Below are 12,447 nucleotides of genomic sequence, written 5' to 3'. Positions count from 1 at the left end.
TTTTCATAGTATGATGAAAATAATTAACAAAATACAGCTTCAACTTAAAGAGAAAAAAAGTTTACGGCTTTTGTTGAAATACACAACAGGATTAATTCTTTTTGGGGTTCTTTCTGTAATACTGTTATTTTCTTTAGTGTATTTTGAAGTGTTTGGTAAATTACCTAACAAAGAAGAATTAACATCTATCATTAACGAAGAAGCTTCTTTAATCTATTCATCAGACGATGTTATTATCGGAAAAGTATTTGCAGAAAACCGAACAAATGTCAAATTAGAACAGATACCCAATCATTTAAAAGAAGCACTCATTGCTACAGAGGACAAGCGATTCTATTCTCATAATGGTTACGATGGTCAAAGTTATGCTCGCGTTTTTTTTAGGAGTATTTTACTAAGAGATGCATCTGGCGGTGGGGGAAGTACCATTACGCAACAATTAATTAAAAACCTCTATGGTAGACAGTATCATGGTTTTTTAAGTATGCCCATAAACAAAATCAAGGAACTTATCATAGCGAGTCGAATGGAAAATTTATACACAAAAGATGAAATCTTATTGCTGTATTTGAATTCGGTTCCTTTCGGTGAAAATAATTTTGGAGTAGAATCTGCTGCCAATCGATTTTTTAATAAATCTGTCAATGAATTAAAAATTGAAGAAGCTGCTGTGCTTGTGGGTATGTTAAAGGCTAATACATATTACAATCCGAGGTTAAATCCAGAGAATGCTAAAAAACGCCGCAATACGGTTCTTCAATTAATGAACAACGAAGCGTATTTAAACAAACAAACTACCGATAGTTTACAAAAACTACCCATTGCACTTAACTATAACAATCTCGACTTAAATGTAACCGCGGGGTATTTTACACATCAGGTAAAGAAAAAAGCTACTGAACTCATAAAAACGATTAATGATTCTATAAACAGTACGTATAACTTAGAAACAGATGGTTTAAAAATCTACACAACGCTAAATCATACTATCCAGAAAATTGCCGAAAAAGCTGCAAAAGAACAACTCGTTATCAAACAAAAACAGTTAGACAAAGAACTAGCTTCAAATAGTTTAAAAAATAGGTGGTTAAAAAAACAACAGTTTACAGCTAAAGACAAACAAGATAGAACTTTGAAGTTATTTGATTGGGATAGTACTAAAACCATTACTGGAAACAAGATTGATAGTCTTTGGTATTATGCTAAAATGTTGAATGCTTCTGTTTTGGTTACAAATCCGAAAAACGGTGCTGTAATAAGTTGGGTTGGTGGAAATAATTTCACAACGCTCCCATTTGATATGGTTTTATCACATCGTCAAATAGCTTCCGCTTTCAAACCGTTTTTATATACTACTGCTTTAGAAAATGGATTTTCACCTTGTGACTATTTTGATAACGAAGAAAAAATATATCCTGAGTTTGATAATTGGAAACCTCAAAATGCTGACCATAACACTACTCCAGATAGTAAAGTTGCTTTGTGGTATGCATTAATTAAATCTATGAACATTCCTAGTGTAAATCTCTATTTTAAGCTAGAGAAAGAGTGGCTAACTAACACTTGCGAAAAATTACAATTTCCTAAAATTACTGATGATGCTCCATCTATTGCATTAGGAACACTTGATTTATCTCTTTTTGAAACCACAAGAGCTTATGGTGCTTTTGCTAATAATGGTGAAATGAATGATTTGTACATGATTCATAAAATTACCGATAAAGAAGGAAATATTCTTTATGAAAATAAAGAACAAAAAGCAGAAAGAGTATTTACGGAAGAAAGCACACAAACCCTAACATCTATTTTACAACAAGCTGTTGAACAAGGTACAGGTGCTAAAATAAGAAGCACTTATAAAATTAAAAGTCCGTTAGCAAGTAAAACAGGCACCGCACAAGACTATACCAATGCTTGGTTTATGGCTTATACCCCTAACATTGTTCTTGGCACTTGGGTTGGGACTTCTAAAAATGAAATACACTTTAATAGTGGAAATGGCTCGGGGTCTTCTTTAGCATTACCTATTGTAGCTAACATACTTAAGGAAATAGAAAATAATTCTGAATTAAAGAACAAATATTTAACCCCTTTTGACATTCCAGAAGAAATTTCTTCCTCAATCGATTGTCCTCCTTACAAGGAAAAAGGAATTAAAGGTTTTTTCAATAGACTTTTTGGAAAGAAAAAGGAACCAAAAACTAATCAACAATAAATCTAAGCAAATAGTGTAGCAAAAGCTTCTTCAATCTTACTCACTAAAATCAATTTTATAGAATGATTTTTACTAGTAATTTTATTGTATTTTGAAGTTACAAAAGTTTTATAGCCTAATTTTTCTGCTTCAATAATACGTTGATCTATTTTAGATACAGGACGAATTTCACCTGCTAAACCAACCTCTGCAGCAAAACACACATCTGGATTGATAGCTAAATCTTGGTTTGATGATAAAATCGCCGCTACGACTGCTAAATCTATCGCAGGATCATCTACTTGAATTCCCCCTGTGATGTTTAAAAACACATCTTTAGCTCCTAATTTGAATCCTGCACGCTTTTCTAACACTGCCAAAATCATATGTAAGCGTTTCAGATTGTACCCTGTGGTTGTTCGTTGTGGAGTTCCATAAACCGCTGTTGAAACCAACGCTTGAATTTCTATCATTAACGGACGAATTCCTTCTAATGTTGAAGCAATTGCAGTTCCGCTTAAATCAGCATCTTTTTTAGAGATTAAAATTTCTGAAGGATTCGATACTTCTCTCAACCCATCAGATAACATTTCATAGATTCCTAATTCTGCTGTAGATCCAAAACGGTTTTTTTGCGAGCGTAAAATTCGGTAGGTATGATTTCGGTCTCCTTCAAACTGTAATACCACATCTACCATGTGTTCTAAAATTTTAGGTCCTGCAATATGCCCTTCTTTATTAATATGGCCAATCAATAATACAGGAGTTGCCGTTTCTTTCGCAAATTTGATAAGTTCTGCTGAAGTTTCACGTATTTGTGAAATACTACCTGGTGATGCTTCAATGGTATCCGTATGCAAGGTTTGGATAGAATCTATTACCAAAACATCAGGCTGGACATCTTCAATATTTTTAAAAATCTGTTGTGTATTGGTTTCTGTAAGGATTAAACAGTTAGGATTTTTTCCTTCTACACGTTCAGCACGCATTTTTATCTGCGACTGACTTTCTTCACCAGACACGTACAACACTTTTTGTGGAATTTGTAAAGCGATTTGCAACAGTAAAGTAGACTTCCCAATTCCTGGTTCTCCACCTAACAACACCACCGCTCCTTTCACCAATCCTCCACCTAAAACTGTGTCTAATTCTTGATTTTTAGTGCCAAAACGCTCTTCTGGATTCAATTGAATATCTTCAACTCGTAAAGGTTTTGCTACTCTTTTTTGGATGTTTGAAGGCGATTTCCAACTTCTTTTTTCTTCTTTTTGAATCACTTCTTCAACAATAGTGTTCCATTCTTTACACGAGCCACACTGCCCTACCCATTGTGCATGTTGTGCACCACAGTTTTGACAGAAAAAAGTAGTTTTGGTTTTTGCCATTAGATTTGTAAGATTTACCTACAAAGAAAAGAAAACTATTTGTTTTTATTATAGATTGGTAATAGCAAAAACGCTAATCCTCCGAAGACAATAATCATAAGAGTTTGAGCTGTCCACATAATCCAACCAAAGGCGGTTGCTGGTTCTTCTGCAATTCCGAATAATGCTAAGGCTCCAGCAACAGCTACAGGATACAACCCTATTCCACCATTAGTAGCTGCAATAGCAAATCCACCAGCGATAAAACCGATTAAGATTCCTCCTAACGGAACATGTAATCCTTCAATTGCTGGAATCGTTGCCCAAAACATTAACACATACATTACCCAAATAAATACTGTATGAAATATGAATGCCCATTTCTGTTTCATTTTGAAAATACTGGTCACTCCTTCTATTAATCCAACTACAAAATTCTTGATTTTTAATCCGATTCCTGATTTTGCTGTTTTTACAAATCTTGTAAAAACTACAAACACCAAAACTAACCCTCCTAACAGAATTCCAATTTTAATAGGGTCAAAATTTTTGGTTAATAATTCAAAAATAAAATCAAATTGAACAAATAAGGTAATTGCTATAATTGTCAGCATCATTATTAAATCAGCCATTCTTTCTGCAACGATAGTTCCAAAACCTTTTTCAAACGGAATGCTTTCATAGTTCGTCATTACGGCTGCACGCGATACCTCTCCTGCTCTTGGTACTGCATAATTTACCAAATAAGCTACCAAAACCGCCATAGTGCTATTACCAAAATCAGGTTTATACCCCATAGGCTCTAGCAAAAACTTCCAACGATAAGCACGTGATAAATGACTTAAAACACCAAAAAATAGCCCTAATGCTATCCATTCATAGTTAGCATTTTTAAAGTATTGAAATAAGGTTTCGATTGATATTTTTGACAATGAATACCAAACTAAAAAACCTCCCAAAATGAGAGGTAATAGTATTTTTGCAATTTTCTTTACTGGTGTACTCAAACTATTCTAGCAAGTTGTTTTCTTCGTTAGGAAACACTAATTGTGGCTTAAATTTCTTAGCTTCTTCTAATTCCATAAAAGCATATACAATTAAAATAAGTACATCTCCTTTTTGAACTCTACGAGCTGCCGCTCCATTTAAAGTTATTTCACCACTTTTTCTTGGTCCTGGAATTGCATACGTTTCTAAACGCTCTCCATTATTGTTATTCACAATCTGTACACGTTCTCCTTCAATAATTCCAGCAGCATCCATTAAATCTTCATCAATGGTGATACTTCCTATATAGTTTAAATCCGCATTAGTTACTTTAACACGGTGTATTTTAGATTTTACTACTTGTACTAACATGCTGCAAAAATAGTTGTTTTTTAATGATTAGCATCTTGTTTTTAGATGATTTTAACATCTTACAAACTTTAGAAAACTGTAATTTATTTGCTTTTCAAACCTATATTATCAATCAAACGAATGTTTCCTGCAAAAACAGCTATAAAAGCACGGAATTTTTTGTTGGATTCAATGTTTGTTGCTGTTTGTAGCGTTTGCTCATCTGCAATAGTAAAATATTCAAGCTCTAATAAAGGATGTTTTTTAAACTGTTTTTCCACCCATTCTGTTAATTCTTCAGCATTTTTTATTCCGAATTTCTTTTTTACCTTTTTTAAGATTTTATAAATGAATGGTGCCACTTCCCTATGTTCTTTGGTTAATCGTACATTTCGAGAACTCATTGCTAATCCATCTTCTTCTCTAAAAATAGGTCTTCCCTTTATTTTTACTGGTAGCTTATACTTTTCAACTAACTTTTTGATGATTTGCAGCTGTTGAAAGTCTTTTTTCCCAAAGTAAGCAATATTGGGCTCTACAATTTCAAACAAGGTTTTTACAATGGTACCTACTCCATCAAAATGTCCATCTCTAAACTTTCCTTCCATTTGATGCTCTAATCCATCAAAATCAAACTTTTCTGAAACTATATTTTCTGCATAAATTTCTTCTACCGAAGGAAAAAACAACACATCGCAATCAACCGACTCTAACAAAACCACATCACTCTCATAAGTTTTAGGGTATTTATCTAAATCTTCTTTATTATCAAACTGGGTAGGGTTTACAAAAACACTAACTACCACAACATCATTTTTCTTTTTTGCTTTTTTTATTAGTGATAAATGCCCTTGATGTAGAGCTCCCATAGTAGGGACAAATCCGACAGATTTTTTTTCTTTTTTTAAAGGAGATAAAAACGCTTTTAATTCGGATTTTTGCGTAAAAATTTTCATTGTTTATTTATTGAAATGCATGCAAAATTAGCAATTTAACACGATTTTTGCATTATATTTCGTATTTTTGCACCTTCAATAAAAGAGACCGATTTAATGAAGGATAAGAGAATTTTATATGTTTCGTCTGAGGTAATACCATATTTACCCGAAACAGAATTATCGTCTACTGCATTTAATGTTGCTAAAAATGCACATTCTAAAGGAATTCAAACTCGTATTTTCATGCCTCGTTTCGGTGTGATTAATGAGCGAAGGCATCAATTACATGAAGTAATTCGTTTATCAGGTATGAACTTAATTATTAACGACATGGACATGCCTTTAATAATTAAAGTTGCTTCTATTCCTAAAGAAAGAATGCAAGTGTACTTTATTGATAATGATGAGTATTTTAAGCGTAAAGCTGTATACTCTGACGAAGATGACAAACTATTTGACGACAATGATGAGCGTATGATTTTCTTCGCTAAGGGTGTAGTTGAAACAGTTAAAAAACTAAATTGGGCTCCAGACATTATCCATGTTCATGGGTGGATGGCCTCAATGCTACCTCTATATTTAAGAGAATTTTATAAAGAAGAACCATTGTTTGCTGAAAGTAAGATTGTAACTTCGCTTTACAATAGTGACATTGAAGATTTAAATAAAGAGATGGCAAATAAAGTTCGTTTTGATAAAATTGAAGAATCAAAAGCTGCAACAATCGAAACGCCAAGTCATACTAACATTTTAAAGAGCGCTATTGAAAATTCAGATGCTGTTATAAAAGGTAGTGAAGTTTTACCAAAAGAAATAGAAGATTTTATTGAAGAAAGCAATACTAAAGTCTTAGATTTTCAGTCAGAAGAAACTTTAACTGAAGCATACTTAGAATTTTACAAAGAAAACGTTTTAGAATTAAGCGAATAATACAAAAGAATGATTAGAAAAATTGGTGTACTAGGTATTAGTCTGTTATGTTTTGCAGCTATTATATCATGTGAAAAAGACTTTAGTGATATTGGTACAAATGTAGTTAATAATACAAAATTTGAAACAGGAGAAATCTTATTAGATGTTGAAATAAACCCTATAAATATTGAAAATGTTCAAGCCGATAATATCAATGCTAGCATTAGCGAATATTGGTTAGGAGTATATAACAATCCGAATGCGAAAAAAATTGAAGCTTCAATTATCTCGCAGGTTGGGTACGTTTCTGAATTAAAAAATACAGCAGGGATTGATACTATTCTAACCTTAGAAAAGGTTATCTTAAAACTTCCATATCCTGCAACTTCTACTGGAACTACAGATGGGGTCACAAGTTTTAAGTTAGACTCGATTTTAGGAAATACTAGTGTTGGAACCTCTGTTGTTGTAAAACAAAATAATACCTACCTTAATATATTAAACCCCAGTGATCCATCTAAAAAGAATACTTTTTTCTCTGACTCTGATTATGAAGATATTCAAGACTTAAATGAGGTATCAAATTTTACTTTTACCCCAAAAACAACTCATACTTATTATGATTATGATAGGGTTGATAGAATAAATCCTTCTAACACATATAAAGATACTATTAGAGTAACTAAAATTGTCAGTAACGATACAATAGCTATTCCTTTTTTAGCGATCCCATTAGATGTTAACAAAATGAAAAGTCTATTTTGGGATAAGTTTGAAAGTACTGAGTTTTCTTCAAAAGATGAATTTAACAATTATTTTAGAGGTTTAATTATTGAATCCACTGGTAACGATGGTGTTTTAGTTCCTTTTAACCTTGCCTCATCACCTGCTCCTTCTTTAGATTTTTATTACACAAAATCTATAATGAACGGTACAACAGTAACTGATACTATAAACAAAAAATATTCTTTTCCATTATCAGGAATAAAGAATAGCCATTATAAAATGACTCCGGCTAGTTCACCAGCTCCTGCAAATAATTTTGTTATTCAAGGTACTGCTGGTAGCTTGGCAGAAGTTACAATTATAGATAACACTAAACTCCAAGAGCTAAGAAGTAACAATTGGTTAATTAATGATGCTTTATTAACTTTTTATGTTAATCAAACCATAAGCACGGAGGCTAACCTTCTTCCTCAACAACTATTTTTATACCAAAATAAAGATAATGGAACTGGAGGAACTTCTCCAACTCAACTTTCAGATGCATATAACAACCCTTCAACATATGGAGGCCTATTACAAAAAACCGATGATGATGCTCCTGAAAAATACACCTTTAGAATTACTGATTATATTTCTAAACTATTAAATGGAGAAGAAGACTTTACTACTGACCCATTGGTTCTAAAAGTGTATAATCCTACAGATAATCCGGTAATTAACAACACGTTAAAAACTAGTATTAAAACATACAATTGGAACCCTAGATCAGTTATCTTGTTAGATGGGGATGAATCAGCTAATGGAGCTAAAAGAGCAGTTTTAAAAATATCATATTCAAAAGAGAAGTAAGAAAGTTATGTGTGGAATAACAGGATATATTGGACATAGAGATGCTTATCCAATCGTAATTAATGGTTTAAAACGTTTAGAATATAGAGGCTATGATAGCGCTGGTATCATGATGTATGATGGAGAGACTATGCATTTATCAAAAACCAAAGGAAAAGTTTCTGACTTAGAAGTAATAATTAACAAGGAAGAAGAGCGAAAAAAAGGTAAAATAGGAATTGGCCATACTCGATGGGCTACTCATGGTGTTCCTAACGATGTCAATTCACACCCTCATTTTTCTCAATCGGGAGATTTAGTGATTGTTCACAATGGAATTATTGAGAATTATGACACTATTAAGAAGGAACTAATCTCTCGTGGTTATCAATTTATAAGTGATACCGACACAGAGGTTTTAGTAAATCTTATTGAAGAAATAAAAAAGACCGAAGGTTGTAAATTAGGCAAAGCTGTTCAGTTAGCATTAACAAATGTAATTGGAGCTTACGCTATTGCCGTTTTTGACAAAACCAAACCCGATGAAATAGTAGTAGCTAGATTAGGGAGCCCTATAGCTATTGGAATCGGAAAAAATAATGAAGAGTTTTTTGTGGCTTCTGATGCTTCTCCTTTTATAGAATACACAAAAGATGCAATTTATCTTGAAGATGGTGAACTTGCCATTATTAAGAAAGATAAAGGTATTAAAGTTCGTAAGATTGAAAACGATAAAGAAATTGATGCCAATATTCAAAAACTACAACTAAATCTAGAACAGATAGAAAAAGGTGGATACGATCACTTTATGCTGAAAGAAATATACGAACAGCCTAAAGCAATTATAGACACCTATAGAGGTAGAATGCTAGCAAATGAAGGCGTAATTAGAATGGCCGGTGTTGATGATAATATCTCTAAGTTTTTAAATGCAGATAGAATTATTATTGTCGCTTGTGGTACCTCTTGGCATGCAGGATTGGTTGGTGAATATCTTTTTGAAGATATGGCACGTATCCCTGTTGAAGTTGAATATGCTTCGGAGTTTAGATATCGTAACCCAATAATTACTCCTAAAGATGTTGTTATAGCCATTTCTCAATCAGGAGAAACCGCAGATACATTAGCGGCTATTAAATTAGCTAAATCAAAAGGAGCCTTTGTGTTTGGTATTTGTAATGTTGTAGGATCTTCAATTGCAAGGGAAACGCATGCTGGAGCTTATACACATGCTGGACCTGAAATTGGAGTAGCATCTACTAAAGCTTTTACTACTCAAATTACAATACTTTCTTTAATTGCCTTAAAACTTGCTCAGGCTAAAGGAACTTTATCAACATCTGCAGTAAATACTTATTTACAAACAATGCAGCAAATTCCTGCACAAATTGAGAAATTATTGCAAATTAATGAGCAAGTTAAAGAAATAGCTGCCGTATATAAAGATGCTAAAAACTGTCTATATCTAGGTAGAGGATTTAACTTTCCTGTAGCATTAGAAGGAGCTTTAAAATTAAAAGAGATTTCATATATACATGCAGAAGGATATCCTGCAGCTGAGATGAAGCACGGACCTATTGCTTTGATTGATGAAAATATGCCTGTTTTTGTAATCGCAACAAGTAGAGGACATTACGAAAAGGTAGTTAGTAATATCCAAGAAATAAAATCAAGAAGTGGTAAAATTGTCGCAGTTGTTACAGAAGGTGATGAAATAGTAAAAGAAATTGCTGATCATGTGATTGAAATTCCTGATACTGAAGAAGCATTTACTCCTTTATTAACTACTATACCATTCCAGTTATTATCATACCACATAGCTGTTATGTTAGGTAAAAATGTAGATCAACCAAGAAACTTAGCAAAGTCGGTTACAGTTGAATAAAATCGATTATTTTCAATACTATAAATCCTGAGAAGTTCTCAGGATTTTTTATACTACATTTTTAAAATAATCTATGAAAAGTATTTTCTAAAACATAAGAAGTCGATAACATAAAACTAACCTTCTGAATTAACAAATTGGGCACTATTTAAAGAGATAAATTTATAAGTTCTACAAAATCAAGTTTAATTCTTAAAAACTTTTCAAAAAAAAGCAATAAAAAGAAATAAATTCTTCAATGTTAACCTGAAGTAAAACACGTATAAAATCAAAACTCAATTTACTTAAACACAATACTTTATTAACCAACAAAAACACACTTAACACACTCTTTTACAATACTTTTACAATATAAAATTTATCAATAAATCTTTATAAACCTTAAACCCTAAAAAATGAAAAAGTTATTTGTATTAGCATTCGTTACTTTAATGAGCACTTCTGTATTTTCTACAAATGATAATCCAGAAAAAGAACAAATTAGAACAAAAATTGTACAACTTCTAGGTAAACCAAATTTTGTTCTTGACAAAGATGTAAAAACCACTGTAGAACTTTTAATAACTAAAAACGGTGAGATTATAATCTTAGATATCGATTGTGATACTTTAAAAATACATAATTACATCAAAAGTAAACTAAACCATAAAACTATTGACAAAAATTTAGAACTAAATAATAGTATCTATAAAATGCCTTTAACTATTAAAAAGCAAAATTAAACTCAGTATTAATTCCCCAACAAAAAAACCTCATAGAGAGCTTCTATGAGGTTTTTATTATATTATATAGTTTGATTACTATACTACACCTTGGTCTAGCATTGCATCAGCAACTTTTACGAAACCTGCAATATTTGCTCCTTTAACATAATCAACATATCCATCTTCTTGTGTACCATATTTTACACAAGCTTCGTGAATATTGTTCATAATTGAATGTAATTTAGCATCTACTTCTTCACGTGTCCAAGATAAACGTAAAGAGTTTTGAGACATTTCTAAACCAGAAGTAGCAACACCACCTGCGTTAGACGCTTTTCCTGGAGAGAATAAAATCTTAGCTTTTTGAAATACTTCAATAGCCTCTGGAGTAGACGGCATGTTTGCTCCTTCAGCAACACAAACACATCCATTTTCAACTAATACTTTAGCTTCCTCACCGTTTAACTCGTTTTGAGTTGCACATGGTAAAGCTACATCACATTTAACGCTCCATGGTCTTTCACCTGCAAAGAATTTAGCTGATGGATACTTTTCAACATACTCGCTAATTCTTCCACGCTTAACATTCTTTAACTCCATTACAAATGCTAATTTTTCAGCATCTATACCTGCTTCGTCATAAATGTATCCTGAAGAATCAGATAACGTAACTACTTTACCTCCTAATTCTGTTGCTTTCTCAGCAGCATATTGCGCTACGTTACCAGAACCTGAAACAACTACAGTTTTCCCTTTGAAAGAATCACCTTTAGTTTTTAACATGTTCTCAGCAAAGTATACATCTCCATAACCAGTAGCTTCTGGACGGATTAATGAACCTCCCCAAGTAGCACCCTTACCAGTTAATACTCCAGTAAATTCATTACGCAAACGTTTGTACTGACCAAACATATAACCAATTTCACGACCTCCAACACCTATGTCTCCAGCAGGAACATCAGTATCAGGACCAATATGACGTGCTAATTCAGTCATAAATGATTGACAAAAAGCCATAACTTCACGGTCAGATTTTCCTTTAGGATCAAAGTCAGAACCTCCTTTACCTCCACCCATTGGTAAAGTTGTTAAAGAGTTTTTAAATACTTGCTCAAACCCTAAGAACTTTAAAATAGATAAGTTCACTGATGGGTGAAAACGTAAACCTCCTTTGTAAGGACCAATAGCAGAGTTAAACTCTACTCTATACCCTCTGTTAACTTGAGTTTCTCCGTTGTCATCAACCCAAGGCACTCTAAACATAATAGTACGCTCAGGTTCAACCATACGCTCAAGTAATTTTTTTCCTTGATATTTTGGATTGTTTTCTATAAACGGAATTACTGTTTCTGCTACTTCATGTACAGCTTGCAAAAACTCTGGTTCATATGCATTACGTCCTTTCACGTAATCCATAAATGCATTTATTTTAGATTCCATAAAACTTAGTTGTTCTGTTATTATAAATTTTAAACAATTTTACCATGCAAATATAATTATTTTACAATTCGTTAATTTCTATTTAGCTCTTTATTTTGTGTATTTTAACACGGTTTAG

General features: G+C 32.5%; 10 protein-coding genes. 5 read left to right on the top strand and 5 right to left on the bottom strand.

Features of this window, described 5'->3' with window-relative positions; all coding sequences use genetic code 11:
- The first annotated feature begins 10 nt into the window (after positions 1-10).
- A complete protein-coding gene (locus tag ACQY6M_RS10075) occupies positions 11-2,215 on the top strand; it encodes a transglycosylase domain-containing protein (protein ID WP_428741533.1) in 2,205 nt (734 codons plus the stop codon).
- Positions 2,216-2,217: 2 nt separating this feature from the next.
- Here the strand turns inward: ACQY6M_RS10075 and radA are convergent, their stop codons facing one another.
- The 4 genes from radA to panC all read right to left on the bottom strand — a co-directional run bounded on the left by radA (position 2,218) and on the right by panC (position 5,852).
- The gene (gene radA / locus ACQY6M_RS10070; protein WP_428741534.1) at positions 2,218-3,579 is read right to left on the bottom strand and encodes a DNA repair protein RadA; all 1,362 of its coding nucleotides are present in this window, start codon (positions 3,577-3,579) and stop codon (positions 2,218-2,220) included.
- A gap of 35 nt (positions 3,580-3,614) precedes the next feature.
- Complete coding sequence (locus ACQY6M_RS10065; RefSeq protein WP_428741535.1) at positions 3,615-4,565, bottom strand: lysylphosphatidylglycerol synthase transmembrane domain-containing protein; 951 nt, start codon at positions 4,563-4,565, stop codon at positions 3,615-3,617.
- Between the two features lies 1 nt (position 4,566).
- Positions 4,567-4,917, bottom strand: coding sequence for an aspartate 1-decarboxylase (gene panD / locus ACQY6M_RS10060; RefSeq protein ID WP_028891458.1), 351 nt, complete (start codon positions 4,915-4,917; stop codon positions 4,567-4,569).
- A gap of 83 nt (positions 4,918-5,000) precedes the next feature.
- Positions 5,001-5,852, bottom strand: a complete 852-nt coding sequence (gene panC / locus ACQY6M_RS10055; RefSeq protein WP_428741536.1) for a pantoate--beta-alanine ligase — start codon at positions 5,850-5,852, stop codon at positions 5,001-5,003.
- Between the two features lie 96 nt (positions 5,853-5,948).
- On the opposite strand from panC, the gene ACQY6M_RS10050 reads away from it, so the two are divergent.
- The 4 genes from ACQY6M_RS10050 (at position 5,949) to ACQY6M_RS10035 (ending at position 10,907) form a co-directional block, all read left to right on the top strand.
- On the top strand, positions 5,949-6,764 hold the full coding sequence (locus ACQY6M_RS10050; protein ID WP_428741537.1) for a glycogen/starch synthase: 816 nt from the start codon (positions 5,949-5,951) through the stop codon (positions 6,762-6,764).
- A 9-nt stretch (positions 6,765-6,773) separates the two neighbouring features.
- The gene (locus ACQY6M_RS10045; RefSeq protein WP_428741538.1) at positions 6,774-8,321 is read left to right on the top strand and encodes a DUF4270 family protein; all 1,548 of its coding nucleotides are present in this window, start codon (positions 6,774-6,776) and stop codon (positions 8,319-8,321) included.
- Between the two features lie 7 nt (positions 8,322-8,328).
- Positions 8,329-10,185, top strand: coding sequence for a glutamine--fructose-6-phosphate transaminase (isomerizing) (gene glmS, locus ACQY6M_RS10040; RefSeq protein ID WP_428741539.1), 1,857 nt, complete (start codon positions 8,329-8,331; stop codon positions 10,183-10,185).
- 395 nt (positions 10,186-10,580) lie between these two features.
- Positions 10,581-10,907, top strand: a complete 327-nt coding sequence (locus tag ACQY6M_RS10035; protein WP_428741540.1) for a hypothetical protein — start codon at positions 10,581-10,583, stop codon at positions 10,905-10,907.
- Between the two features lie 78 nt (positions 10,908-10,985).
- On the opposite strand, the gene gdhA is transcribed toward ACQY6M_RS10035, so the two are convergent.
- Positions 10,986-12,329 (bottom strand): NADP-specific glutamate dehydrogenase, encoded by a 1,344-nt coding sequence (gene gdhA, locus ACQY6M_RS10030; RefSeq protein WP_428741541.1) that lies wholly within the window; start codon positions 12,327-12,329, stop codon positions 10,986-10,988.
- Between the last annotated feature and the right edge of the window lie 118 nt (positions 12,330-12,447).

Origin of the sequence: Tenacibaculum sp. (assembly GCF_050290165.1) — a bacterium.
Taxonomy (GTDB): domain Bacteria; phylum Bacteroidota; class Bacteroidia; order Flavobacteriales; family Flavobacteriaceae; genus Polaribacter.
This window is presented reverse-complemented; position numbering and strand designations above follow the sequence as displayed.